22 protein-coding genes are annotated in these 25,503 nt (G+C 59.1%); 21 read left to right on the forward strand and 1 reads right to left on the reverse strand.

The genetic code is table 11. From position 1 onward, the window contains the following. The first annotated feature begins 18 nt into the window (after positions 1–18). From BM063_RS10815 to phoU, 21 genes are all read left to right on the forward strand, one after another. Positions 19–2,124 (forward strand): beta-galactosidase trimerization domain-containing protein, encoded by a 2,106-nt coding sequence (locus BM063_RS10815; protein ID WP_177199106.1) that lies wholly within the window; start codon positions 19–21, stop codon positions 2,122–2,124. A gap of 259 nt (positions 2,125–2,383) precedes the next feature. Continuing rightward, a complete protein-coding gene (locus tag BM063_RS10820; RefSeq protein WP_092038856.1) occupies positions 2,384–3,382 on the forward strand; it encodes a Gfo/Idh/MocA family protein in 999 nt (332 codons plus the stop codon). Between the two features lie 89 nt (positions 3,383–3,471). Beyond that, entirely contained in the window at positions 3,472–4,446 is a 975-nt protein-coding gene (locus BM063_RS10825; protein ID WP_092038858.1) for a Gfo/Idh/MocA family protein, read from the forward strand. 60 nt (positions 4,447–4,506) lie between these two features. Beyond that, on the forward strand, positions 4,507–6,072 hold the full coding sequence (locus BM063_RS10830) for an extracellular solute-binding protein (RefSeq protein ID WP_245752232.1): 1,566 nt from the start codon (positions 4,507–4,509) through the stop codon (positions 6,070–6,072). A 101-nt stretch (positions 6,073–6,173) separates the two neighbouring features. Next, positions 6,174–7,436: an Nramp family divalent metal transporter gene (locus BM063_RS10835; RefSeq protein ID WP_092038905.1), complete on the forward strand. Its 1,263-nt coding sequence runs from the start codon at positions 6,174–6,176 to the stop codon at positions 7,434–7,436. 170 nt (positions 7,437–7,606) lie between these two features. Beyond that, entirely contained in the window at positions 7,607–9,169 is a 1,563-nt protein-coding gene (locus BM063_RS10840) for an extracellular solute-binding protein (protein WP_092038860.1), read from the forward strand. Between the two features lie 188 nt (positions 9,170–9,357). Then, positions 9,358–10,374, forward strand: a complete 1,017-nt coding sequence (locus BM063_RS10845; protein WP_092038907.1) for an NAD-dependent epimerase/dehydratase family protein — start codon at positions 9,358–9,360, stop codon at positions 10,372–10,374. 1 nt (position 10,375) lies between these two features. Continuing rightward, entirely contained in the window at positions 10,376–11,443 is a 1,068-nt protein-coding gene (locus BM063_RS10850) for a dihydrodipicolinate synthase family protein (protein ID WP_092038862.1), read from the forward strand. Between the two features lie 7 nt (positions 11,444–11,450). Beyond that, positions 11,451–12,107, forward strand: a complete 657-nt coding sequence (locus BM063_RS10855; RefSeq protein WP_177199107.1) for a YesL family protein — start codon at positions 11,451–11,453, stop codon at positions 12,105–12,107. Between the two features lie 13 nt (positions 12,108–12,120). Continuing rightward, positions 12,121–13,011, forward strand: coding sequence for an ROK family protein (locus BM063_RS10860; protein WP_177199108.1), 891 nt, complete (start codon positions 12,121–12,123; stop codon positions 13,009–13,011). A gap of 12 nt (positions 13,012–13,023) precedes the next feature. Beyond that, entirely contained in the window at positions 13,024–13,986 is a 963-nt protein-coding gene (locus BM063_RS10865; protein WP_092038868.1) for an ABC transporter permease, read from the forward strand. A gap of 13 nt (positions 13,987–13,999) precedes the next feature. Further along, positions 14,000–14,875, forward strand: a complete 876-nt coding sequence (locus BM063_RS10870; protein WP_092038870.1) for a carbohydrate ABC transporter permease — start codon at positions 14,000–14,002, stop codon at positions 14,873–14,875. A gap of 349 nt (positions 14,876–15,224) precedes the next feature. Next, positions 15,225–15,827 carry a TetR/AcrR family transcriptional regulator gene (locus BM063_RS17655; RefSeq protein ID WP_177199109.1) on the forward strand — a complete coding sequence of 201 codons (603 nt, stop codon included), beginning with the start codon at positions 15,225–15,227 and terminating at the stop codon, positions 15,825–15,827. Positions 15,828–15,918: 91 nt separating this feature from the next. Continuing rightward, complete coding sequence (locus tag BM063_RS10880) at positions 15,919–17,949, forward strand: YhgE/Pip domain-containing protein (RefSeq protein ID WP_092038874.1); 2,031 nt, start codon at positions 15,919–15,921, stop codon at positions 17,947–17,949. A gap of 259 nt (positions 17,950–18,208) precedes the next feature. Beyond that, on the forward strand, positions 18,209–18,922 hold the full coding sequence (locus BM063_RS10885; RefSeq protein WP_092038909.1) for a response regulator transcription factor: 714 nt from the start codon (positions 18,209–18,211) through the stop codon (positions 18,920–18,922). After that, positions 18,919–20,679 carry a two-component system histidine kinase PnpS gene (gene pnpS, locus BM063_RS10890; RefSeq protein ID WP_092038877.1) on the forward strand — a complete coding sequence of 587 codons (1,761 nt, stop codon included), beginning with the start codon at positions 18,919–18,921 and terminating at the stop codon, positions 20,677–20,679. The genes BM063_RS10885 and pnpS overlap by 4 nt, the downstream gene beginning before the upstream one ends. 173 nt (positions 20,680–20,852) lie before the next feature. Further along, positions 20,853–21,791, forward strand: a complete 939-nt coding sequence (locus tag BM063_RS10895) for a PstS family phosphate ABC transporter substrate-binding protein (RefSeq protein WP_092038879.1) — start codon at positions 20,853–20,855, stop codon at positions 21,789–21,791. 86 nt (positions 21,792–21,877) lie between these two features. Continuing rightward, on the forward strand, positions 21,878–22,822 hold the full coding sequence (pstC, locus tag BM063_RS10900; protein WP_092038881.1) for a phosphate ABC transporter permease subunit PstC: 945 nt from the start codon (positions 21,878–21,880) through the stop codon (positions 22,820–22,822). Beyond that, positions 22,822–23,745 (forward strand): phosphate ABC transporter permease PstA, encoded by a 924-nt coding sequence (gene pstA / locus BM063_RS10905; protein WP_092038883.1) that lies wholly within the window; start codon positions 22,822–22,824, stop codon positions 23,743–23,745. The genes pstC and pstA overlap by 1 nt, the downstream gene beginning before the upstream one ends. Positions 23,746–23,760: 15 nt before the next feature. Further along, a complete protein-coding gene (gene pstB, locus BM063_RS10910) occupies positions 23,761–24,519 on the forward strand; it encodes a phosphate ABC transporter ATP-binding protein PstB (RefSeq protein WP_092038885.1) in 759 nt (252 codons plus the stop codon). Positions 24,520–24,538: 19 nt separating this feature from the next. Beyond that, positions 24,539–25,195, forward strand: coding sequence for a phosphate signaling complex protein PhoU (gene phoU, locus BM063_RS10915; protein ID WP_092038888.1), 657 nt, complete (start codon positions 24,539–24,541; stop codon positions 25,193–25,195). 68 nt (positions 25,196–25,263) lie between these two features. Here phoU and BM063_RS10920 read toward each other — a convergent pair. Next, positions 25,264–25,503: IS3 family transposase (locus BM063_RS10920; protein ID WP_143085318.1), on the reverse strand; the 240-nt coding region annotated here is incomplete at its 5' end.

Consider the following 25,503-nt stretch of genomic DNA (forward strand, 5'->3'; position numbering starts at 1 on the left):
GGATTGGAGGGGACTCCGATGAATCCGGGCCGCCTGCTGCTGATCGCCGATTTGATCCCGCCGGGTCCGGAGGCGTTGGAACGGTTCGACGTGGGCGCCCAGGTGGAGGCGATCACCCGCTTGGGATTTAGCGCCCAGCACATCGAGGTGACCGATGTGACCGTCGGGGAGGCGGGGATCGCCTTTTTCGATTCCAAACATGCCCGCTTGAACCGGCGGGATCTCTTGAAGGAATACCGAAAGCACCACGGGCGGCGGGGGAGTTGGGACATCGTCTATTTCAACGTGCACTGGCTGAGCGGGGAATTGATGCCGCTTCATCCCGAATGGTTCCAGCGGGACGGCCGCGGGGGAATCATTCCCATCCCCTACGGAAGCGGAGGCTATTCCTGCATCAATTCCCCTTTCCGGGATTGGGCGATGGAAATGATCCGGGAAATCGGCATGTACGGGGTGAAGGGAATCTTCCTGGACGGCCCCGTGTTCAGTCCGAAGGGATGTTATTGCGATGCCTGCAGGGCGGGTTTTAAAGGACAACACGGGTTGGAATACGCGCCGGAACAGATGAAGGACCCTCTCGTCTTTCACAAGGTGTTGACCTTCAAGCAGGAGAGCATCGCCCGGTTTGTCCGGGATGTGCGAAAATCCCTGAAAAGCGTCAATCCGGACGCGGTGCTGTACATGAACGGACTCCCGCTGGGTCCGGGAACCTGCGGCCGGGACAACCGCCGGGTGGCCCCCTGGCAGGATGCCCTGCTCGCCGAGGGCGGGTTTTTGTCCGGGGATTTGCGGGATCTTCCGGTCTGGAAGCCCGCGGCTACGGCCAAATGGCTGGAAACCCAGGCGGAAGGGAAACCGACCATCGTCGCCGTCGCCGGGAGGCACGGCCCGTGGAACCGTTACCTGCTTCCCGCGGCGGAAACCTGGATCGCCTATGCCCTTTCCGTCGCCAACGGCGCCCATGTCTGGTACGGCATCTACGATGCGAACCGCGACGACCCGCGGATGAACACCGTAAGGGAAATCAACCGGCTTTTGTCCGCCCACTCCGATTGCCTGGCGCAGACCGCCTCGGTCGCCAGGGTGGCTTTGGTCTGGTCCCTGAAAAACGCCAATTTCTATCAGACCACCGCGGAGCAGCTGGATTTTGTGGAAGGGAAGGCGGTCCTTGAGCATCGGATGAAGAGCGATGCGAGGCGGGCCTTTAACGGATGGTTCGAGGTGCTGTCCCGTTCCCACCGCCTCTTCGACGTGATCGACGATCACTGCCTGGAGCGCGGCGGTTTGTCCCGTTACGAGCTGGTCATCCTCCCGAACGTGGCCTGCATGGGGGAGAAGGAGTGCCGGTCGATCCGGGATTACGTGGCGGAGGGCGGCAACGTCATCGCCACCTACGACACCGCCCTCTGGGATGCCTGGGGGAGGCCGCGGGAAACCCACCCCTTGAAGGAAGTGTTCGAGATCTCGGAGACGGAGGGAGCCGAGTATCTGCGCTGCGATCATGTGGCTTTGGAGCCGTCGCCGCTGACCGGGGGAATCGACCAATCGCTCATTCCCGCCCCGCACCTGCACATAAAGGTGGTTCCCGCGCCGGGGGCCCGGGCCCATATGCATTTCCAGGAAAAGCAACCCTCCAGCTACTGCGACCTGCCTCCGAAGACGGATCATCCGTTTCTCTTGAAAAACCGCTTCGGAAAAGGGACGGCGCTCCTGTTTACGGGAAACATCGACGCGATGTACGAAACCTACCGTTTTCCCGAACACGGCCGGTTGATGCGAAATGCCGTCGACGGGCTGAGCCGGCGTGACGTCCGGATGGATGAAGAATCGACCTCCCTCATTGTCAACGTTCGCGAAAAGGGAAACCGGCGGATTCTCCACTTGGTCAATTGCCCCCACGACGTCGGACGGCCGATCGAGCGGGTGAAGGAGCTAAGGGATGTGAAAATTTCCGTCCACACGGGGAGAAGGCCCCGATCCATCCGGACGATTCGGGGAGAGTGCGACCTTTCCTTTTCCTACGCGGAAGGATGGGTCTCTTTCCAAGTGCCGGAAGTGAGAGAGTATGAAGCCGCGGTGATCGATCTGCCGGGAAAAGGCGATGAACGCGGTTCGGACCGTTGATCTTAGGCTTGTTTGCTTCCGTTTGGTTTGTCGGCCTCCGGCATTGTCCAACCATGATTGGACCCATTTCCCATGCGGAAATGATTGTTCGCCATCCCCATTCCCTTTCGGGAGGCAGAAATTGCGCCCGATCGGCATCCCTTTGTCCGCCTTTGCCGGTCAGCCTGCGGAAGTGCGGCGGATCTGCTGCCGGTACGGGCGGATACGGGGACGATGTGGCGCCGTCAAAGGACGGAAAAATGGAGAGGAGAGAGGGACAATGATTAATATCCTGATCGTCGGCGCGGGAACGATGGGACGCATCCATGCCCAAGCCTTCGCGGGAATGAAGGATGCGCGCGTCAGCGGCATCGTCGACAGGGACGCGCGGCGGGCGGAAGAACTGGCGAAACCGGTTGGCGCTTCCCCTTTCACCACCTTTGAAGAGGCGATCAGGGAGGTTCCGGCGGAGGTGGTCGACATCTGCCTGCCCACTCCTTTTCACAAGCCCTTTGTTCTCAAGGCGGCGGATGCCGGAAAACATGTGATCTGCGAAAAACCCCTCGCCCGGAACCTCGAGGATGCACGGGAGATGATTGAAGCGTGCCGGGAAAAGGGGGTGGAGCTGTTCGTCGGACATGTGGTCCGGTTTTTTCCCGAATACGTGAGGGCCAGGGAGCTCGTGAAGAACGGAAGAATCGGCAACGTCACCGTTGTCCGCACCGGGCGCGGCGGAAGCTTCCCGGCGGGATGGAACGACTGGTATGCCGATTTTCATGCCAGCGGCGGACTGGTTTTGGATATGATCATCCACGATTTCGATTACCTCCGTTGGTGTTTCGGCGAAGTGGAGCGGGTGTTTGCCAAGGGTCTGACCGGCCGGGGTTACGCCCGCAGGGATTACGCGCTGGTCACCTTGCGGTTTCAAAGCGGTGTGATCGCCCATGTGGAGGGCATGTGGTCCCACGGAAGTTTTTCCTACCGTTTTGAGATCGCGGGGAAAACGGGCATTATCGCATATGACAGCGCGAAGGACCGGCCGCTGTTGGTGCGGGGGCACGGCAAGGAGGCATCCCTTCGCGGGGTGGAAGTTCCGGAAAGCCCGTTGAACGAAGATCCCTATGCCCGCCAATTGCGGCACTTCCTCCATTGTTTGAAGACCGGTGAACAGCCGGTTGTCACGGCGGAGGACGCGTACCGGGCGATGGAGATCGCTTTGGCGGCCCTCCGTTCCATCGAGACGGGAGAGCCGGTCAAGCCGGGGGAGCTCGTCTCCTGAACGGGACATTCTTTGTTTCCGGTGTGGATCTTTGCAGGTATCGGCCGCGGGCAAGTCTTTTGGTCAGGATGAATCGGGGGGTGGGACCGATGAAAGTGGGAATCATCAGTGTTGCTCATATGCATGCCTACAGTTATGCGCGGGCGCTAAAGCAATTGGAGGGCGTCGAATTGGCGGGGATCGCCGACCCCGACCAGGAACGGGGCGGGGCGGCGGCCCGGCGGTTCGGTGTCCAATTCTTTCCCGACATCGACGGTTTGTTGGACTCGGACATCGATGCGGTGATCGTCACCTCGGAAAACGTCAAGCACCGAGAGCATGTTCTGGCGGCGGCAAGGGTGGGAAAACACGTCCTGTGTGAAAAACCGCTGGCGACGATTCTGCAGGATGCCCGGGAAATGATCGAAGCCTGCAAGAAAAACGGGGTGGAGCTGATGACGGCTTTTCCGGTGCGGTTCAATCCTTCGATCGCCCGGGCCAGGGAGATGATCAAGGAGGGACGGTTGGGCAGGATTCTGGCCATCAAAGGAACGAATCGGGGAAAAAACCCGGGCGGTTGGTTTGTCGATCCCTCGCTGTCGGGGGGAGGGGCGGTGATGGACCATACGGTTCACGTTGTCGATGTGATGCGTTGGTTCATGGGAAGCGAGGTGCGGGAAGTTTACGCCGAAGTGGACCGCTTGCCTTCCGCCGGCGGGATCGACGAAGCGGGCATCCTGACCATGGAATTCGACAACGGAGTCTTTGCCACCCTGGATTGCAGCTGGTCGCGGAACCGGGCGTTTCCGACCTGGGGGGATGTGACGCTGGAGATTGTCGGCACCGAGGGGGCGCTGTCGGTTGACGCCTTCGCGCAAAAGCTTCACGTCTACACCGATGATCAGGGCGTCAGTTGGGATTATTGGGGTGACGACATGGATGTCGGCATGATCCGCGAATTCGTCGTCAGCATTCGTGAAGGGCGGTCGCCGTCGGTAACCGGGGAAGACGGGCTGAAAGCCGTCGAAGTGGCGCTGGCGGCCTACCGGGCCGCAGAGACGCAGACTCCGGTAATTCTCCGCTGAGGATGGGGACTTGCTTCTTATTTGGGTGGTGGCGAGGAAACGAAAGAGGGGGATTAGGCGATGCGGGGAAGGAAGACGATGCTCGCTCTGGCGTGCGTCCTGGTCTTGACGGGGGGAGTTTTGGCCTGTTCATCCCCCGAAGCGGAGCGGGGAGATTCCGGAGACAAAAAATACACCATCACATCCTTCGATTTTCTCTTTACGGACATTCCCCCCAAGGACGGCCGGGGGTTGAAGATGATCAACGAACGGTTCAATGTCGATTACCGGAGAGAGTACGCAGTGGTTACGGAATATAACGAAAAGCTGACCGCCCGCGTCGCTGCGGGGGACATCCCCGATGTGATCGGTTTCAGCATGGAGGAAGACCGGGGCAATTACGTCAAATGGGCGAAACAGGGAGCGTTTTTGCCCTTGAACGAGTACATCGACGACTATCCCACCCTGAAAATGGTGCCGAAGGAGGTGTGGAACGCCGTCACGGTCGACGGAAAGATCTACGCGATCCCCAAGTATTATCCCAAAAAATATCAGATCACGCCGATCATCCGCAAGGATTGGCTGGATAAACTGGGCCTGAAGATGCCCACCAATTTCGAAGAGTTGAAAGAGGTGGCCATCGCCTTCGCCAAACGGGACCCGGACGGAAACGGCAGGGACGACACCTACGGACTGGCATTCGGGGAAAAGAACTTGATCAATTTTTATCACTTCGGCACCTATTGGGACGCCGATGCCTGGTACCACAAAAACGAGAAGGGACAGTACATCCCGGGAATCATCAGCGACGCCCGGAAAGAGTGGATCCGGGTGATGGCCGAACTGTACAAGGCCGGAGCGATTCAGAAGGATTTCGTTCTGCTGAGTCACAATGAAGCCAACACCAAGGTTTTTTACGCGGGGAAGGCGGGGATATTCTTCGGTGCCCCGCGGGGGATGGCGGATGATTACATGAAGGCCCTGAAAAAGATCCATCCCGGGGTGGAGCTGGCCCCGATCCCCCCTTTCAGGGCGCCCGACGGCTCCAGGGGATACACGGCGGGTTCCGGCTTCTACACCGCCTCCGCCCTCTCCGCCAAACTGGCCGATGACCCGGGCAAGGTGCGCCGGATCCTGGAGATCATCGACTTCGGCCGCAAATTTTATCCTCCGGAGCAGCAAAACCCGAAAAACAAGGATTTTGATTGGCTGTACGGAAACGAGGGAACGGGATACCAAATGGTGGACGGAGCGCCGACCTTGCCCGAGGGGAAAAAGGGGCTGGCCCCCTGGAACTACATGATCGACAGAAGCATGTGGGCTCCCAGCGATGAAGCCAATCAATACCACCGGACGTACAAGACGAAGGAGTACCGGAAGCTGGCGAAGGAACTGGAAGAGATGCACGCGCGCATCCCACACTACGACAATCCCATCCACCAGGTGTATTCCGAAACCTTCATTGAAAAAGGGCAGGAAATCACGCTCAAACTGCTGAACGAACAGGCCCGCATCATCACGGGCGACCGCCCCCTGTCCGACTGGGATCGGCTGGTTCAGGAGTATTTGGAGGCGGGCGGAGCACAGATCATCGAAGAAGTGAACCGCGAGATCAGGAAAAACAACATCCGGCCCGGTTGGAAATGATTCCGGGAGCTGCCGCGTCAGAAGGTCCGAAAACGGATAAAAGGGCGATTTATCCGACGGAAAACGCGTCCTTCCGCGCCGAGGTGGAGGTGGAATTTCGGATGGCAAGTCCGGAAAAGAAGCCGCTGGTCGAAGAGGCAAGAGGGGAGAGGACGTCGGGGTTTATCCGCTGGTTTGGATCCCTGGGGCCGGCGGTCATTACCGCCGCGCTGGTGCTGGGTCCCGGAAGCCTGACGGTGTCCACCAAACTGGGTGCCATGTACGGATATCAGGTGCTGTGGATTGTCGTCTTGGCGACGCTTTTCATGATGGTTTTCACCGAGATGGGCGCGCGGATCGGGATGGCTTCCGATTCATCCCTCCTCACCCTCGTCCGGCGGAAGTGGGGATCGCCGGCGGCGGTTCTCATCGGGGCGGGTTCGTTTCTGATCACCTCTTCCTTTCAGGCCGGCAATGCGATGGGGACGGGAATCGCCTTCGGAACGCTGACCGGAATCCCCGCCCCCCTCTGGACGCTTCTTTTCACGTTCTTGGCGATCGCTTCGCTGTTTCTGAAAAACTTCTATCGGTTTCTGGAAAAGGCGATGTTGTGCCTGGTCGGTCTCATGCTCGCCTCCTTCCTCTTCACCCTGCTGACGGTGAGGCCGGATCCGGCGGCGGTGGCGGGCGCCCTCATCCCCCGCGTTCCGGAAGGGTCCTTCGCGCTGATCACCGCTTCCTTGGCCACGACGTTTTCCATCGTCGGCGCCTTTTACCAGTCCTATTTGGTTCAGGAAAGGGGATGGGGCCGGGAGAACGTCAAGGAAGGGGTGCGGGAAAGTTACTCGGGAATCTTCTGTCTGGGCCTGATCTCCGCCATGGTGATGGTTTGCGCCGCGGCCGTCTTGCTTCCCCAGGGCATTCGGGTGAACTCCGTCGTCGAAATGGGCAAAACGCTGGAACCCCTTTACGGAGGCACCGCCACCGCCGTTTTCACCCTCGGCCTGTGGGGAGCCGCCTTCTCTTCCCTGATGGGGAATGCGGCGATCGGAGGCGCCTTGCTGGCCGATGCCCTGGGATGGGGTTCCCGCTTTCACGGGATGCGGGTGAAAGGATTGGTGGTGGCGGTCATGCTGATCGGCGCCGCCGTCGCTCTGGCCTTCGGAAATGCACCCCTGGAACTGATCGTGACGGCCCAGCTGATCACCGTCGTGATCGTTCCCCTGATCGGAACGGCGATGTTCCGGATTGCCGGCGACCGGACCCTCATGGGGGATCTTGCGATTTCGGCCGTCAAGAAGCGAATCGGCGGGGTGGGTCTTTTCGTCCTTTATTTTCTGTCTCTATACACCCTGGGAAATTTGATCCGCGATCTGTTCGGCTGACGCCGCCTCGGGAATCAATTTAAGACAATTAAAAGACTTGTCTTGATATCCTCGTCCCCACTTATAATAGAAGTGAGCCCATCCATCCAGAATCTTCCGAATCAATCGTTTCCTTCGAATAGTCCGTACAAGGAGTCGTTTCGGGGGAAAAACCGGAGGGAGGAGTCGCGATGCGGAGGTTTCGCCGGTGGATCGCTTGGATGTGTGTGTTGGCGCTGACGGGGTCCCTTCTGGCGTGTTCGTCCCGGGACGCGGAAGACGCGGATTCCAAAGACAAAAAGTACACCATCACCTCCATCGATTTTCTGTATACGGACATCCCTCCCAAGGACGGCCGGGGCGTGAAGATGATCAACGAGCGGTTCAACGTGGATTACCGGCGGGAGTACGTGGTTTACACCGAGTACGTCCAGAAGCTGACCGCCCGGGTGGCCTCCGGGGACATTCCCGACGTGATCGGTTTCGAGGGGAGCATCGACCGGACCAACTTTTTCAAGTGGGCGAAGCAGGGAGCGTTTCTCCCCCTGAACGATTACATCGATGATTATCCCACCCTGAAGATGGTGCCGAAGGAGGTGTGGAACGCCGTTTCCGTCGACGGAAAGATTTATGCCATTCCCAAATACTATCCCCAAAATTATCTGCTCACGCCGATCATCCGCAAGGATTGGTTGGACAAACTGGGCCTGAAGATGCCCACCAATTACGAGGAACTGAAGGAAGTGGCCATCGCTTTCGCCACCAAGGATCCGGACGGAAACGGCAAGGATGACACCTACGGCCTGGTGTTCGGGGAAAAGCTTTGGCCGAATTATCATTTCGGCACCTACTGGGACGCCGATGCCTGGTACCACAAAAACGAGAAGGGGCAGTACATCCCGGGGATCATCAGCGACGCCCGAAAAGAGTGGATCCAATTGATGGCCGAGCTGTACAAGGCCGGTGCGATTCAGAAGGATTTCGTCCTCCTCAATCCCAATGAGGCCAACACCCGCGTGTTTTACGCGGGGAAGGCGGGGATCATGGTGGGAGCCCCCCGGGGGATGTCGGACGATTACATGAAGGCTCTGAAAAAGATCCATCCCGACGCGGAATTGGCCGCCATTCCCCCCTTTGAAGCCCCTGACGGCTCCCGGGGTTACACGGCGGGGTCGGGCTATTACACCATGACCGCCCTGTCCGCCAAGCTGGCCGATGATCCGGGCAAGGTGCGCCGCATATTGGAGATCATCGACTTCGGCCGCAAGTTTTACCCCCCCGATCAGCAGAAGCCGGAAAACAAGGATTTTGACTGGCTTTACGGCAATGAGGGAACCGGGTACCAGATCGTGGACGGGGTTGCGACACCCCCCGACGGGAAAAAGGGGCTGGCTCCCTTCAACTATCTGATCGACAACAAGATGTGGGCGCCCAGCGACGAGGCCAACCAATACCACCGGACATACAAGACAAAGGAGTACCGGAAGCTGGCCAAGGAACTGGAGGAGATGCATGCCGGCATCAAGCACTATCAAAATCCGATCCATCAGGTGTACTCCAAAACCTTCGTCGAAAAGGGGCAGGAGATCACCGAGAAATTGCTGAATGAACAGGCCCGGATGATCACCGGCGATTTGCCCCTTTCCGAATGGGACCGGCTGGTGAAGGAATATCTGGATTCCGGCGGAGCGCAGATTATCGAGGAAGTGAACCGGGAGATTCAGAAGAACAACATTCAGTCCGGCTGGAAATGAGAAGCAAATCCCCCTCAACATCCGCCCGGGAGAGCCGGCTTCGATCCGCCCGGTTCTCCCGCCGCCATCTGAATCCGCTTGAAAAAGTCCGGGGCGACTTTGCCGCTCGGCAAAAGGACGCGGCGGACCGGCCTGTTCCGGATGCGGAAGGGCCGCCCACCCTTTGCACGGAGAGGAGAGGAACGGCGATGGAAAGTCTTGAAGAGTTGGAACGAATCCTGACGGAACCCTCGGACCGGCTGGTTCGCGACGTGTCCCGGCTGGACGGGGATCTGATCATTCTGGGCGTCGGGGGGAAAATGGGTCCCGGACTGGCAAAATTGGCCAAGAAGGCCTTTGAACGGGCCGGGCTGAAGCACAGGGTGATCGGCGTGTCCCGCTTTTCGGACCAAGGGGTTCGCGAGGAACTGGAGCGAAGCGGGGTGGAGACGATTTCCGCCGATCTCCTGGAAGAGGATCAACTGCAGGCCCTGCCCGACGCCAAATATGTGATTCACATGGTCGGTCGGAAGTTCGGCACCAAAGGCAAGGAACACCTGACCTGGGCGTTGAACGCTTATCTTCCGGGAAGGGTGGCCCTGAAGTACCGGAATGCCCGGATCGTTTCCTTTTCCACCGGAAACGTGTACCCCCTCGTGAAACTGGCGCAGGGGGGCGCGACGGAGGAGGACCCGCCCCGGCCGACCGGCGAGTATGCCCAGTCCTGCCTGGGCCGGGAGCGGGTATTCGAATACTTTTCCCGGAAGTACGGGATTCCGATGTTGCATTTTCGCCTCAATTACGCCATCGAAATGCGTTACGGGGTGCTTTTGGAAATCGCCCAGGCGGTGCGGCAGAGGCAGCCCATCGACCTCCGCATGGGCCAGGTCAACGTGATCTGGCAGGGAGACGCCAGCGAAATGGCCATCCGTTCCCTTCTGCACTGCCAGTCGCCGCCCAAGATTCTGAACGTGACGGGACCGGAAAGCATTCCGGTCCGATGGCTGGCCCGGGAATTCGGCCGCCGGTTCAAGGTGGAGCCGATTTTTGAAAATGAAGAGGAGGACAGCGCCCTCCTGAGCAACGCGTCGGAAGCCCATCGGCTGTTCGGCTATCCCCGGGTGTCCCTCCGGCAGATGATCGAGTGGACGGTGAAGTGGCTTGAGACCGGGGGCGTCATCTACAATAAGCCGACGCATTTTCAGGAACGGGAGGGAGAGTTTTGAGATGGCGAACGAGCCCTTGTCCCCAAGGCTAAGGGAAGCGTTGCGCGACGGCCTGGTGATTCCCGCCCATCCCCTGGCCCTGAACGCCTCCAGGCGCCTGGATGAGCGGAGACAGCGGGCGTTGACCCGTTATTATGTCGAAAGCGGCGCCGGAGGGGTGGCGGTGGGGGTTCACACCACCCAGTTCGCCATCCGCAAACCGGGAATCGACCTGCTGGAACCGGTGCTCCGCCTGGCGGCGGAAGAGGTGGAGCGGATGAATCCGGATCGCCCCGTTTTGCTGGTGGCGGGGATCTGCGGGGAGACGGAGCAGGCTCTCCGGGAAGCGGAATTGGCCCGGAAGCTGGGCTATCACCTGGGGCTGCTCAGCCCCGGGGGGCTCGGTCATCTCAGCGAGGAGGCCCTTCTCGAGCGGGCCGAGCGGGTGGCCGAAGTGATCCCCCTGTTCGGCTTTTACCTGCAGCCGGCCGTCGGCGGGCGGGAACTCTCCTTCGATTTTTGGCGGGCGTTTGCGGAGATCCCCGGGGTGGAGGCGATCAAGATCGCCCCCTTTGACCGGTACCGGACGGTGGATGTGGTCCGGGCGGTGTGCCACTCGTCCCGCCGGGACGAAGTCGCCCTGTACACCGGCAACGATGACAACATCCTGGCGGATCTGTTGACCCCGTTTCGCTTCCACATCGGCGGAAAGATCGTGGAAAAGCGGATTGTCGGCGGACTTTTGGGACAGTGGGCGGTCTGGACCCGGAAGGCGGTGGAGCTTTTGGAACAGGTGAAGCGGGTTCGGAATCAAAACGCGATTCCGCCCGAATTGCTCGCCCTGGGGAGCCGGCTGACCGATGCCAATGCCGCTTTGTTCGATGCGGCCCATCGTTTCCGCGGCTGCATTCCGGGGATTCACGAGGTGCTCCGCCGCCAGGGGCTTCTGGAGGGGCGATGGTGCCTCGATCCGGAGGAGGAGTTGTCACCGGGCCAGATGGAGGAAATCGACCGGGTGTGTCGGGCGTATCCGGATCTTGCCGACGATGCCTTCGTGCGCCAAAATCTGCGGCGCTGGCTGGAGGTGTGAAAGTGCCATGGGCGGATGGGCCGGGGCTCTTGTGAAGGCGGGGGAATGGGCGCTCCGCCTGGCGTGTCTGAATCTTCTCTGGATCCTGTTCACCTTCCTCGGTGGCGGGGTCCTGGGACTGTTCCCCGCCACGGCGGCCGTCTTTTCGATGATCCGCAAAGGGTTGAGGGAAGAGTGGACGTTTCCGATGTTTCGCACCTTTTGGTCGTTCTACCGCGCCGATTGGGTTCCCATGAACATCCTGATGGTCATCTATTCGGTGATGGGACTGGGACTTTTCCTCGACTTCCGCCTGGTTCGGGAGTGGGAGGGGGCGGCGCAGCCGTGGGTCGTCCTCTTCCTGATTTTCGCCCTTTCCGTCTATCTCCTGTCCCTGCTCCATCTCTTCCCCCTCTATGCCCACTATCGGCTGAAGCTGCGCGAGTACGTCCTGCAATCCTTTTTGATCACCCTGTATCGACCGCTGGCCTCCGTGTTGATGGGGGGTGCCGTGTATTTAATGTGCGCCGCCATGTCGTGGCTGCCCGGCACCCTTCCGGTGTTCGCGGTGAGCCTTCCCGCCACGGTGGTCATGGCGTTTTCCCTTCGCACCTTCCGTTCGATCGATCCGACGGCCGCCGCCCCCAAAGCGGGTTGGGCAGGGGCCGAAAAAAAACAGTCCTGAGGGGGGAAGCGGCGTGGAAGTGGCTCTGGGGGTGGATATCGGAGGAACGAAAGTGGCCGCCGGTCTGGTCAGCGCCGCCGGGGAATGCCTGCATTACGCGGAACTGCCCAGCGCTTCCGAAGACGGCGACGAGATGTTTCGGCAGGTGATGAGGGCCATCCGGGAAGTGATGTCGGAGGCGGGGGTGTCGCCCGCCGGCATCCGCGGGATCGGCGTCGGCGTTCCGGGAAAAGTGGACCGGGAGAAGGGGGTGGCGGTCATGCAGAACAATCTCCCCTGGCGCCATTTCCCCTTGGCGGATCGGATCCGGGAGGAGATCCCCGTCCCGGTGGTGCTGGACAACGATGTGTGCATGGCCGCCCACGGGGAGTGGATGAAACGGGGGGGATCGGTGGAGGAGACCTTCGTCTATTTCACGATCAGCACCGGGATCGCCTGCTGCACCATTCATCGCGGGCGGATTCTCCGGGGAGCGGGTTTTTCCGGAGAAATCGGCCTGGCGGTTTTTTCCGGGGAGGGGGGCCGGCTGGAGAAGAAGGCGGCGGGTCCGGCGATCGGAAGGCTTGCGGGCGGGAAAGGACCGGAAGCTTCCAGGCGGGCGATGCGCCGCTTCCGGGAGGGCGATCCCCGGATGGTTGCGGCGATGGACGGGGTGATCGAAGCGTGGGCCCGGGGATTGTACGCGATTATCTGCCTGTTGGATCCCCACCGGCTGGTGCTGGGGGGAGGAGTGATCCACCGCAATCCGTTCCTGCTGGATGAAATCCGCCGGCGCTTGGAATCCTTGGTCATCCCCGAACAGCGTCCGTCGCTTGAGCGGTTGTCCCTCACGACCCTGGGGGAGAGGGCGGGATGCATCGGGGCCGGTCTGCGGGTGCTGCGGGGAGAAACCGTTTCGTCCTGAGGGGGTGGAGGCATGGAAATCCGGAAACCAACCGGGACGGGCCCCGAAATCGGCAGGAGGGTCAAGGCGGTCAAGCGGCGCAGGACCCGTCCCCTTTACCGTCACTGGCATCTCTACCTGCTGATTTTGCCGGGGCTTCTCTATTTTCTCGTCTACAGGTACCTCCCCATGTTCGGGTTGGTGATGGCCTTCCAGGATTTCAGCCCCTTTTTGGGCTTTTTCGACAGCCCCTGGGTCGGTCTCAAGCATTTTAGGACGATGTTCGAGGATGAAGAGGCGCTCCGGGTGATCTGGAACACCCTGGAGATTTCCCTGCTCCAGATTTTGTTCGCCTTTCCGCTGCCCATCATCCTGGCCCTGATGATCAACGAGCTGCGCAATGCGGTGTACAAGCGGCTCATCCAGTCCATGGTCTATCTGCCCCACTTCCTGTCTTGGGTGGTGGTGGTGGGGATTTTCGTCGTCTTCCTCAAATCGGACGGCATTGTGAACCAGCTTCTGCAAGCGCTGGGGATCGGCCAGATTCCCTTTCTCACCAGCCCGGAATGGTTCAAGCCCCTCATCGTGTTCCAGGTGATTTGGAAGGAGTCGGGGTGGGGAACCATCATCATCCTGGCCGCCCTGGCGGGGGTCAATCCCCAACTGTACGAGGCGGCGGTGATCGACGGCGCCAACCGCTGGCAGCAGATGTGGCACATCACCCTGCCCGCCATTCGCAGCACCATCGTCATTTTGCTGATCCTGCGGCTCGGCTCGGTGATGGATACCGGTTTTGAGCAGATTTTCCTGATGCTGAACCCCTTTACGATGGAAGTGGGGAACGTTTTGGACACCTATGTTTATTTCAAAGGGATTCAGCAGGGGGATATCAGCTTTGCAACGGCGGTGGGATTGTTCAAAGGGGCGGTCGGCCTGATCCTGGTGGTGATCGCCAACCGCCTGGCGAAGCGGTTCGGTGAAGGGGGAATCTACTGAAGGAGGGAAGGGCGTGAGGTATCGAAGCACCGCCGGAAAAATCGCGGATGCCATAAACGCCTTTGTGCTGTTGCTGATCGCGCTGTCGATGCTGTTTCCCTTTGTCTACATTTTCGCCGTATCCTTTTCCAGCCTGGAGGAGGTGCTTCAGAACGAACTGCTGCTCTGGCCCAAGGAATGGGTGACCGACGCCTACCGGTACATCCTTTCCTCCGAGCAGTTCATCCGGTCCTTTTTTGTCACGGTGTTCGTCACCGTGGTCGGAACCTTTGTCAACATGGCCTTCACCACCACCATGGCTTACGGCTTGTCCCGGCCGGTGCCCGGACAAAAGCCGCTCCTGTTCATGGTGGTATTCACCTTGCTGTTCAGCGCGGGGATGATCCCCACCTACATGGTGGTCCGGGCGACGGGGCTGATCGACAGCCTGTGGGCCCTGATTCTCCCGGCGGCCATCAATCCCTTCAATCTGATCGTCATGCGCCAATTCTTCCTCAACATACCGGAGGAGCTGCACGAAGCGGCCATCATCGACGGGGCGAACCACCTGCAGATTTTCTGGCGGATCATCCTGCCCCTGTCCAAACCGGCCCTGGCCGCCATCAGCCTGTTTTACGCCGTGGTCCATTGGAACAACTATTTTGCGGCGATTCTGTACATCAACGATCCCGCCAAGTGGCCCCTGCAGGTGGTTCTTCGGCAAATCGTCATCGTCAATGAACCGAATGCGGCGCTCCGGGGCGGACAGCAGATGATCGAAAATCCGCCTCCTCCCGAAACGGTGCAGATGGCGGCGATCCTGCTCGCCACCCTGCCGATTCTGTTCGTTTATCCCTTCTTGCAGAGGTATTTTGTCAAGGGAGTCATGCTGGGTTCGGTGAAGGAATGAACGCATGGATGCGGCGCGATCCTTTTTCCAAAGGGGCGCATCGAGATGGGCGCCGGTTTTTTTTGGATGGCTGGGCGGAACCGGTCTTTTCTGCGGGGGCTTTTCGCATGGAGGAAGGCGTGGGTCCCATCCCCCGCGGCGGCGGCCTGCCCCCCTCCTGAAGACCTCCCGGGGGATGATTTGCTTGGCTGACCCAGCCGGCATGGACGGGGCGAAAAACCCTTTTTGCGGGCCAAAGAGAACCTGCCTTTGGTTTCCGGTGCCGGTTTTTCTTCATTCTGGCCCGGATTTGCCGTATACTGATTTTGAGCGATTTTACCGGATGGACGGAGGACCGGGAGGCTTTGTCATGCGCCATGAAACAGTGGATCTGATTTTTAACGCCGCCATTGAAGTCTTTGCCGAAAGCGGTTTCGACCAGGCGAAAATGGACGACATCGCAAGGGCGGCCGGAGTCGCGAAAGGGACCATTTATTACCACTTTAGGAGCAAAGAGGAATTGTTCGTCGGGTTGATGAATGAAGGGGTTCAAAAGCTGATAGACCGCGCCAGACAGTATCTGAAATTGCATAAATCGCCGACGGATCAATTGCTGGCCCTGGTGGAGAATCAGATTCATTTTTATGTGCAGAACGGGAAACTCGCCAAATTGTTGCTGAACGAAGCCTTCGGAACCAAGACGAGACAAGTCCAGTTCCGGAGAAAGATCGGTGAATATTTGCAGCTGATCGAGGAAGTGATGATCGAAGGGAACCGGCTCGGCGAATTTCAGATCAAGCATGTTCCGGAAACGGCCAGTGCCATTTTCGGGGCGGCCAGTGTCGTGGTGCTGCAAAAATTGTACAGCATGGAAGAAGTGGATCCCGCCCGGATTGAGCGCGATATTCCTCCGATGGTCGAAACGGTCCGGCGCATGGTCTTGTGCGGCATTAAAGATTCCACCTATTGCTAAGAAATTCAGGCCTTGTGTGGGAATGGGAAAGTAGTATAATATCTTTTGTACTGACCAGTCAGTTTAACCCATTCCCGTTAGGAGTGGAAGGATGAAAGGGAGGAAAGAGAATCGTTTTTTGCTTCTTTCCGGGCTTCGCGACTTGGAGAGACTGTGGGCCTTCAAGCCCATGCGGATGGGGTTGATCGGCATTCTGCTGGTTCCCCTGGTGTACTGCGTCATTTATCTGTCCGCCTTTTACGATCCCTACGAGAATCTGCAATACCTGCCGGTGGCCCTGGTGAATGAGGACCGGGGAGCCGTTCAGGACGGAGAGAAAATCCATGTCGGCGATGAGCTGGTTGAGGAGTTGCTGAAAGACCCCAAAGTGAAATGGGAAGTGACCGACAGGGAGAAAATGGAGGAAGGATTTGACAAAGGCGCTTATTACATTGGAATCGTCATCCCCCGAAATTTCTCACAGGCCGTGATCTCCGTGGACTCCCCGGAGCCGCTGAAGGGGCAATTGGAATACCATGTGGACAAAAGCAACAACTATCTGTCCGGGACGATCGGAGATTCCATCCGGCGCGAGCTGGAGATCAGCCTGGATGAAAAGTTGAGCAAAATCTTTCTGGATCATTTGTTTGCCCGCATCTCCGATTCGGTGGAAGAGCTGCAAAAAGCGGCAGAGGGAGCGCGCCTGTTGGCTGAAAAAACCGGTGATGCCCGCTCCGGTTCCCAAACCCTTGCCGAGGGATTGTCCAGGCTGGACCGGGGCGCCTCCAAAATCCTCGATTCTCTCCGGCTTCTGAACCGAAAAGCCGTCCAGGCGGAACAGGAGATCGACAAGATTCCGATTGAGGAATTGGAGAAGGCGCAACGGATCATTCATCAGGTGAACGACGAGATTCAACGGATCGCCAGGCTTCCCCTGCCTGAGACTCCGCCGGACATCCGGAACCTTTTTCTGGAGGAACGGCGGTCGGCGGAAAGGGCCGGGGATGGTGTCCGGAGAACACAGGAGGCTTTAAACCGGCTGATCGAGAAACATCCGGAACTGGCGGAGGATCCCGCTGTCCTTTCCATGAAGGAATCGCTTAGACAGGCGGAGGCGGGCAATGCGTCGGGACTGAGACGCCTTGAGGAGATCGACCGGGCCGTTCCCGAATGGGAAAAGCATTGGAAGAAATTTTTAAATGAAAGGCAAAAAGTTGCGGATCAGGCCAACCGCTTGACGGAGCGAGTGGATCAGGCGGTGGCGAAAGCCAAGGAGCTGAAGGATCAGTCCGGGCGGTTCATACAGGCCGCCTCCCGGCTGACCGACGGGCAGGAGCAGCTGGTGAGCGGCATCCATCAATTGGAGGACGGGGCGGGAACCTTGTCGGAGGGATTGGGGAAAATCCAATCCGGACAAAGGGATTTGGCTCAGGGGCTGAGGGACGGCGCGGAGAAAGCGAAGGAGCAGGTTGAGGATTCCGGAAAAAAGGGGGAAGTGATTTCCGATCCGGTCCAATTCAAGGAAAAGGTGCATCATGAAGTTCCGAACTATGCGACCGGCTTTGCCCCCTATTTCATTTCCCTTTCGCTTTGGGTGGGAGCCATGCTTCTGTTCACCGCGGTCGATCTGTACCGGGTGTTTCCGGATCGCGGGGAGCCGCTTTCCGTGCCGGCCGCCGCTTTGATCGGCCTGTGTCAGGCCGTGCTGCTCATCACCGCCGTCGTATGGGGGCTGGGAATTCAACCGGAACTTCCGGCATGGCTGTTTCTGTTCGGCATTCTGATGTCCGTCACCTTCGTCGCCCTCAACTACATGCTCATTGCGCTGTTGGGAAATGCGGGCCGCTTTTTGTCGATTGTCATTTTGATGCTCCAGCTGGCCTCCAGTGCCGGAACCTATCCCGTCGAGCTTTTGCCCGACTTTTTCCGCTCGATCCACGAATACTTGCCCATGACCTATTCCGTCCAGGGGCTGCGCGCGATCCTGTCCAGCGGAAATTTGGATACGGTGGTTCGCTGCGCCCACGTGTTGCTCGGATTTCTGACCGCGGCGGTTCTGCTCGCCCAATTTCATCTTCAGATCGCAAAACCCTGGATGATAAAAGAAGCGCACCGGATCAAGGGGCTCTTCGGCCGCGCGTAAAGAAAGCGCCCGGTTTTTTCCGGGCGCTTTTTAGCCGCCTGAAATAGCGGCCCCAAAAAGCGCATACTAAATGGGACACCTCTTTTTTCGGCTTTTTTCGGAGCGATCGATTTCCCCCGATCGCCGGATTTCGTCCTCGCTTTTCCCCTGCAAACGGGCCGCCCGGGCCAATTGGATATTTTTTGTGCTATCATGATGGGTGAAGATGCCGGGCCCATGCGCCTGTGGACGCACAACGAGGTGGAAGCGGGGTTACATGATGGGAAAACGGATCCTGGTGGTTGATGACGAGCCGTCCATTGTCAAGTTGGTCCAATTCAACCTGGAAAAGGAAGGTTTTCGGGTGGACTGCGCCTATGACGGACAGACCGCGCTGGAGATGGCGGAGCGGGAGCCGCCGGACTTGATGGTGCTGGATCTGATGCTTCCCAAGATGGACGGGCTGGATGTATGCCGAAAGCTGCGCAAACGGGATGTGCACATCCCCATTTTGATTCTGACGGCGAAGTCGGACGAATTTGACAAGGTGCTCGGCCTGGAACTGGGCGCCGACGATTACATGACGAAGCCCTTCAGCACGCGGGAACTCATCGCCCGGGTGAAGGCGATTCTGCGCCGGATGGAAGCGGTTCGGGAAGCGGGGAACGCGATGGAGCGGGACGGCCGCATTCGGGTGGGGGATTTGCTCATCGATGTGGACGCCCATGAAGTGCTCCGGAAGGGAGAGACCGTTGACCTGACCCCGAAGGAGTTTGAGCTCCTGGTTTATCTGGCCCGGCATCGGGGCAAGGTCCTCTCCAGGGACCAGCTCTTGAATGCCGTGTGGAATTATGATTTTATGGGGGATTCCCGCATCGTCGACGTACACGTCAGCCACCTCCGGGAAAAAATCGAGCCCGATTCGAAGCATCCCGTCTACATCAAGACCGTTCGGGGAATCGGGTACAAGTTTGAGGGACCCAGGGAAAAATGAGGACGCTGCACGCACAGATCAAATCGATGTTTCTTTTGTGGATCGGCCTGTCCGTTCTCGCTTCCGGCCTGTTCGTCACGTGGCTTTTGGAAAATTCCTACCGGGAGTCCCTGATGAACCGGGCGGCCAAAGAGGCGGCTTTGGCCGTCGAGGCCCTGGAGAAGAAGGGGGGCGCAACGGCTCAGGGTGCGGCGGAGCAACTGGGACGGACCCTCGACGCCCGGGTGTTGATCGTGGGACGGGACGGGAAACTGCGGGGGGATTCGGAGAAGGACCCGGGGGATGCGAGCCGTTTTGTCGGACATCCCGAGGTGCGGCGGGTCCTGCGGTCCTCCCCGGAACAACCCGTCTCCTATATCCGGGACGGCCGAATCCACGTGGCGGCTCCCCTGGCGCGGGGCGCGAGCGGGGCGGAGGCCCTCCTGATCGTGTATGATCCGGAAAAGGAGAAGACTTCCCTGCGCCATGCGGTATATTCCCTGGTGGGCGGTCTGGCCGTCGCCTATGTTCTCGCGGCTTTCGCCAGTTCCCGCCTGGCCAGGCGGTTGACACTCCCCCTCGCGGAGATCGCCCAGGTGGCCGTCGATATCGCCCAGAATCAGTTCCACCGCCGGGTGAAGGTGAAGGGTCGGGATGAGATCGCCCGACTGGGCGAAGCGATCAACCGGATGGCCAGGAGCCTGCAGAATCAGATGGATGCCCTGCGTCAGAGCGAGCGACGCCTGGCCAGCGTCATCGACACGATGGACAGCGGGCTGCTATTGGTGGATGCCGACGGAAAGGTGAACCTGGCCAACCGGGCCTTTGAAAACATGATCGGGGTGCAGGCCCGAAAAATAGTGGGCAAGCCCTACACCAAGCTGACGTATCCCTATGAACTGGCCTCCCTCATCGACCAGTGCAGGGAAACCGGCGGACGTATCCGGGAAGAGCTCCACGTGTATTATCCCGAGGAGCGCATCTTGTCCGCCCATTTCGCCCCGATGGAAGGGGAGAGGGGGGTCGAGGGGGTGGTCGGCGTGTTTCACGACATCACGGCCATCCGCCGCCTGGAGAAGATGCGTTCGGAATTTGTGGCCAATGTTTCCCACGAGCTGAAAACCCCGATCACTTCCCTGCGGGGGTTTGCCGAAACCCTGCTGGACGGAGCGATGAACGATCCCGAGACGTGCCGGGAATTCCTTCAGATCATCCACGACGAGAGCCTCCGCCTTCAGCGGCTGGTCAGCGATATTCTGGATCTTTCCCGCATCGAGTCAAAACTGCCGCTGAAATGGGAAAAGGTTCCCGTCGGCGAGATTGTCGAGTCGGCGACGAAGACGGTGGAGGAGCAGATGCGAAAGCGGGATCTTGCCCTCGACGTCGTGCTCCCCGAATCCTTCACCGTCCTGGTGGACAAGGACCGCTTCCGGCAGATTCTTCTCAATCTCTTGACCAACGCCATGGCCTACACCCCGGAAGGGGGGAAGGTGACCGTGGAGGCGCGGCGGGAGGGGGACCGCTGGTGGATCCGCGTGGCGGATACGGGCATCGGGATTCCGGAGGAGGATTTGCCCCGGATTTTTGAACGCTTTTACCGCGTCGACAAGGCCCGTTCCCGGGAGTCCGGGGGAACCGGCCTGGGACTTGCGATCGTGAAACACCTGGTGGAGGCCCATCGGGGAGAAATCCGGGTGAAAAGCCGGGTCGGGGAGGGAACCGAATTCAAGCTGATTTTTCCCTTCAAGGAAAAGGAAATGGAAGATGAAGACCGATGACGAGGGCGCCGCGACGGCCGTTGCCAGGGCTTGAAGCGGCGCCTTTTGCATGGACGAATGAGGTTCGGCCCTTAACACAAACTTAACAATGCATTTATAAAGGGACAAAAGAGAAACGTTATAGTGGGACTTGAAAAGAAAACACATCACCGGTTCAAGGGGGCCATCATCCGATGTTCAAGCGCGGAGTCGCTCTTTTCTGTTCCGTTGTCCTTGCTGTCGGTCTTCTGGCCGGTTGCGGACAGTCCGGCCGGTCGGAAGGGGACGGTGAAGGTCTTTCCGGAACCGTGAAGATCGACGGTTCCAGCACCGTCTTTCCCATCAGTCAGGCGGTCGCCGAAGAGTTTATGGCGGAAAATCCAAAGGTGCAGGTCACCGTCTCGGAATCCGGAACCGGCGGGGGATTTCAAAAATGGGTGGCCGGCGAGACGGACATCAATGACGCCTCCCGTCCCATCAAGGATGAGGAAAAGAAAAAAGCCGCCGAAAACGGCATTGAGCCGATCGAGATTCCCGTCGCATACGACGGAATCACCGTCGTGGTCAACAAAGACAACGATTTTGTGGAAGAATTGACCGTCGACGAACTGAAAAAGATTTGGGAGCCGGACAGCAAGGTGAAACGCTGGAGCGACGTCCGTCCCGAGTGGCCGAAGGAGCCGATCAAGCTTTACGGCCCGGGCACCGCTTCCGGCACCTTCGGATACTTCACGGAGGCCATCGTCGGTGAAGAAGGGAAGAGCCGGACGGATTACACGGCCAGCGAAGATGACAACGTGCTGGTTCAGGGGGTTTCCGGGGACAAATACGCCCTCGGCTACTTCGGTTACGCCTACTACGCGGAGAACAAGGACCGATTGAAAGCGGTGAAGATCGACGGCGGCGACGGCCCCGTCGAACCCACCGAACAGACGATCAACGACGGAACCTATTCCCCGCTCTCCCGGCCCGTCTTCATCTACGTCAGCAGCAAAGCCATGGAGCGGCCGGAAGTGAAGGAATTCGTCAAGTTCTACATCGAAGTTGCCAAGGACCTGGCCAAGGAAGTGGGTTACATTCCGCTGCCGGATGCGGATTATGAGGAGTCCATGAAGCGGCTGGAAGGAAAATAAAGGGAAATTCAGGCGGACGCTCCCCGGCTCCGGGCCGGGGCGGCGCGCTTTTTTCGCGATTGAAAATGGAGAGGGGAGTCGGTCGGATGTCCCAGGTTGCAAACAAGGGATTGTCGGCTTCCGGCGGCCGTTTTCGCAGGCCGCGGACGTGGCGAAATGCGGTGGAGTGGGTCATTCCCAAACTGCTTTCGGTCTGCGCCTTGTTGTCCGTGGTCACCACCTTCGCCATCCTGTTGACACTGCTGGTTGAAACGGCTTCCTTTTTTGAGGAAGTTTCCATCATCGAATTTGTCACGGGAACGGAGTGGACGGCCCTGTTCAGCGGGGATCAGCAAAAATTCGGCGTCCTTCCCCTGGTGTCGGGGACCCTGCTCGTTACCGCGGGGGCGGCGGTCGTGGCGATGCCGATCGGTCTTGCCAGTGCCATTTACCTGAGCGAATACGCGCCGGACCGGGTGAGACGGGTGTTGAAGCCCGTCTTGGAGGTCTTGGCGGGAATTCCGACCATCGTCTACGGTTTTTTCGCCCTGACCTTCGTCACTCCGCTGCTGAAAAAATGGATTCCGAATCTGGACACCTTTAACGCGCTGAGCGCCAGCATCGTCGTGGGGATCATGATCATTCCTTTGATTGCCTCCCTCAGCGAGGACGCGATGACGGCCGTTCCCCGGAGCATTCGGCACGCGGCTTATGCATTGGGGGCGACGAAATTGGAAGTGGCGCTTCGGGTGGTGGTTCCCGCCGCACTGTCCGGCATCGTCTCCTCCTTCGTTCTCGCTCTCTCCCGGGCCATCGGGGAGACGATGATCGTCACCATCGCCGCCGGTTCAACCCCCGTGCTCACCTTCAACATGCTGGAATCGATCCAGACGATGACGGCTTACATGGTACAGGCGGCCACAGGGGACATCGCCTACGGGAGCATCCAATACAAATCCCTTTACGCGGTGGGCATGACGCTCTTTCTGTTCACGCTGGCAATGAATCTTTTGGCGCAATACATCTCCCGGCGCTTCAAGGAGGATTACTGATGAGCACCGATGAAATCGCCGTGAAGGCGGTACCGAAGCCTGAGCGGGAGCAGGGAAAATCGGGGGAAACATCCGGCCGGATCCGTTTTCGCCGGTGGAAAAACCGGTTGGCCCACGCCGTCTTTCTGATGGCCACCCTTGTCGGCGTCGTCGTGTTGGCGGTTCTCCTCGCGGACGTCTTTCGCAAGGGCTGGTCCTGGATCGATGCCGATTTCTTCAACCGCTTCGCCTCCCGCATTCCCGAGCGGGCGGGGATCAAAGCGGCCCTGTGGGGCTCCCTGTGGCTGATCTCCATCACGGCGCCTCTCACCTTCCTGTTCGGAGTGGCCACTGCCATTTACCTGGAGGAGTACGCCAAGAAGGGGTGGCTTAGCCGGTTTATCCGGCTCAATATCAGCAATTTGGCCGGCGTTCCCTCCATCGTGTACGGAATCCTCGGCTTGACCCTGTTCGTGCGCTGGCTGGCTTTTGGCCAGAGCGTGCTGGCGGGAGCGCTCACGCTGACCCTGCTGGTTTTGCCCATCGTGATCGTGGCCGCCCAGGAGGCGATCGCCTCCGTGCCCCAATCGCTGCGCCAAGCCTCCTACGCCATGGGAGCCACCCGATGGCAGACGATCCAGAAGGTGGTCCTTCCCTACGCCTTTCCGGGCATCCTGACGGGGACGATTTTGGCCCTCTCCCGGGCGATCGGCGAGACGGCTCCGCTGATCATGGTGGGGGCGGTCACGTTCATCGCCTTCACGCCGGGAAGCGTCTTTGACGGGTTTACCGCGTTGCCCATTCAGATCTGGAACTGGACGAGCCAGCCCAAAGCGGAATTTCACGAACTGGCCGCCGCCGGCATCATCGTGCTGCTCGCGGTCCTCTTGTCGATGAACGCCTTGGCCATCTACCTGCGCAACAAGTTTCAGCGGAAGGTGTAAGGGAGGAGATCCGACGTGGGTCAAACGGCGATCGAGGTTCGCAACCTGGACCTCTACTACGGGGAAAAACACGCCCTGAAGGATATCAGCATGTCCGTGGAGGAAAACAGCATCGTGGCGCTGATCGGTCCCTCCGGGTGCGGAAAGTCCACGTTCCTGCGCACCCTCAACCGGATGAACGACATGATCGAAGGAGTGCGGATAGAAGGAACCGTAGAGATCTACGGTGAAAATATTTACCATAAGGACGTGGATGTGGAGATGCTCCGGAAGCGGGTGGGGATGGTGTTTCAGGCGCCCAATCCCTTTCCGAAGAGCATCTATGACAACGTGGCCTACGGGCCGCGCATTCACGGGATCAAAAGCAAGGCGCGGCTGGACGAGATCGTGGAGAAAAGCCTGAAGGCGGCCGCCCTGTGGGATGAGGTGAAGGACCGGCTGAAGGAACGCGCCACGGGCCTTTCCGGAGGACAGCAGCAGCGCCTGTGCATCGCCCGGGCGCTGGCGGTGGAACCCGAAATCCTTCTCATGGATGAACCCACATCCGCGCTGGACCCCATCTCCACGGCGAAGATCGAGGAATTGCTGCAGGATTTGAAGAAGGATTACACCATCGTCATCGTCACCCACAACATGCAGCAGGCCGCGCGCATCTCCGACAAAACGGCTTATTTCTTAAACGGCGTGTTGGTGGAATACAGCGACACGGACAAATTGTTCTCCAATCCGGAGCGGAAGGAGACGGAGGATTACATCACCGGCCGTTTCGGATGAGAAAGGGGAGGCTTCCCAGGTGATCCGACAGTTTGAACAGTCCCTGCAGGACGTGAAGGATCTGCTGCTTCAAATGGGCGAAAAGGTGGAGATCGCCATCGACAAGGCGGTCAAGTCGCTGGTCAACCTGGACGAGAAGATGGCTCGGGAGGTTTTGGACAGCGATTCCGAGATGGACGAGCTGGAGAATCAGATCGATGACAGGGTCGCCAAGCTGATCGTGACGCAACAGCCGGTGGCCAAGGATTTGCGCCGGTTGATCGCCGCGATGAAGATCGCCACCGACATGGAGCGGATGGCCGACTACGCCTGCAATATCGCCCGGGTGACGCTCCGGCTGGTGGAAAGCGGACAGCCGCTGTTCAAAAAGCTGGAGGACATCCCCCGGATGGCGCGGATCACCCAGCAGATGGTGCACGACGGAATCAACAGCTACATCGACGGAAACGTGGAGCTGTCCAAGCAATTGGCCCAGCGGGATGACGAGGTGGACCGGTTGTATCACGCCGTGGTGAAGGAACTTCTGGAGCGGATGATCCAGAGGCAACAATTCACCGAAGCGGCCCTTCACCTGAGCTTCGTCGCCCGCTATCTGGAGCGGATCGCCGACCACGCCACGAATGTCGCCGAAAGCATCGTTTACATCGAAACAGGAAAACGGGCCGATTTGAACTGAAAAAAGCGAAAAAGCCCCCGCCGGCAATGGTCAAGCCCCAAAAATGTAGACACGTAAAAACACCCGGCTTATGCGGCGTGCTGACGCCTGTATTCTACAGGCGTCAGCTTGTTTAATTTCAGTTGAAGCCGCTCCTCGTTGTAAAAACGAATATACCTTTGAATTAGGATTTGAGCCTGCTCAGTATCTTGGATATGATGGTGTTGGAGAGCTTCTGTCTTTAAGTGGGAGAAGAAGCTCTCGATTGGGGCATTGTCCAAGCAATTGCCTCTTCTTGACATGCTGGATCTGAGGCCAAACTGAGCTAG

Source organism: Planifilum fulgidum, assembly GCF_900113175.1.
Taxonomy (GTDB): Bacteria; Bacillota; Bacilli; order Thermoactinomycetales; family DSM-44946; genus Planifilum; species Planifilum fulgidum.

What these genes read in the sequence shown, in the direction of transcription:
- BM063_RS10830 (WP_245752232.1), top strand. Translation starts at nt 4,507, where the DNA reads ATGCGGGGAAGGAAGACGATGCTCGCTCTGGCGTGCGTCCTGGTCTTG.
- pstC (WP_092038881.1), top strand. Translation starts at nt 21,878, where the DNA reads ATGTCCCAGGTTGCAAACAAGGGATTGTCGGCTTCCGGCGGCCGTTTT.
- BM063_RS10840 (WP_092038860.1), top strand. Translation starts at nt 7,607, where the DNA reads ATGCGGAGGTTTCGCCGGTGGATCGCTTGGATGTGTGTGTTGGCGCTG.
- BM063_RS10815 (WP_177199106.1), top strand. Translation starts at nt 19, where the DNA reads ATGAATCCGGGCCGCCTGCTGCTGATCGCCGATTTGATCCCGCCGGGT.
- BM063_RS10850 (WP_092038862.1), top strand. Translation starts at nt 10,376, where the DNA reads ATGGCGAACGAGCCCTTGTCCCCAAGGCTAAGGGAAGCGTTGCGCGAC.
- BM063_RS10865 (WP_092038868.1), top strand. Translation starts at nt 13,024, where the DNA reads ATGGAAATCCGGAAACCAACCGGGACGGGCCCCGAAATCGGCAGGAGG.
- BM063_RS10880 (WP_092038874.1), top strand. Translation starts at nt 15,919, where the DNA reads ATGAAAGGGAGGAAAGAGAATCGTTTTTTGCTTCTTTCCGGGCTTCGC.
- BM063_RS10835 (WP_092038905.1), top strand. Translation starts at nt 6,174, where the DNA reads ATGGCAAGTCCGGAAAAGAAGCCGCTGGTCGAAGAGGCAAGAGGGGAG.
- BM063_RS17655 (WP_177199109.1), top strand. Translation starts at nt 15,225, where the DNA reads ATGCGCCATGAAACAGTGGATCTGATTTTTAACGCCGCCATTGAAGTC.
- pstA (WP_092038883.1), top strand. Translation starts at nt 22,822, where the DNA reads ATGAGCACCGATGAAATCGCCGTGAAGGCGGTACCGAAGCCTGAGCGG.
- BM063_RS10855 (WP_177199107.1), top strand. Translation starts at nt 11,451, where the DNA reads ATGGGCGGATGGGCCGGGGCTCTTGTGAAGGCGGGGGAATGGGCGCTC.
- BM063_RS10820 (WP_092038856.1), top strand. Translation starts at nt 2,384, where the DNA reads ATGATTAATATCCTGATCGTCGGCGCGGGAACGATGGGACGCATCCAT.
- BM063_RS10845 (WP_092038907.1), top strand. Translation starts at nt 9,358, where the DNA reads ATGGAAAGTCTTGAAGAGTTGGAACGAATCCTGACGGAACCCTCGGAC.
- BM063_RS10825 (WP_092038858.1), top strand. Translation starts at nt 3,472, where the DNA reads ATGAAAGTGGGAATCATCAGTGTTGCTCATATGCATGCCTACAGTTAT.
- pnpS (WP_092038877.1), top strand. Translation starts at nt 18,919, where the DNA reads ATGAGGACGCTGCACGCACAGATCAAATCGATGTTTCTTTTGTGGATC.
- BM063_RS10885 (WP_092038909.1), top strand. Translation starts at nt 18,209, where the DNA reads ATGGGAAAACGGATCCTGGTGGTTGATGACGAGCCGTCCATTGTCAAG.
- BM063_RS10895 (WP_092038879.1), top strand. Translation starts at nt 20,853, where the DNA reads ATGTTCAAGCGCGGAGTCGCTCTTTTCTGTTCCGTTGTCCTTGCTGTC.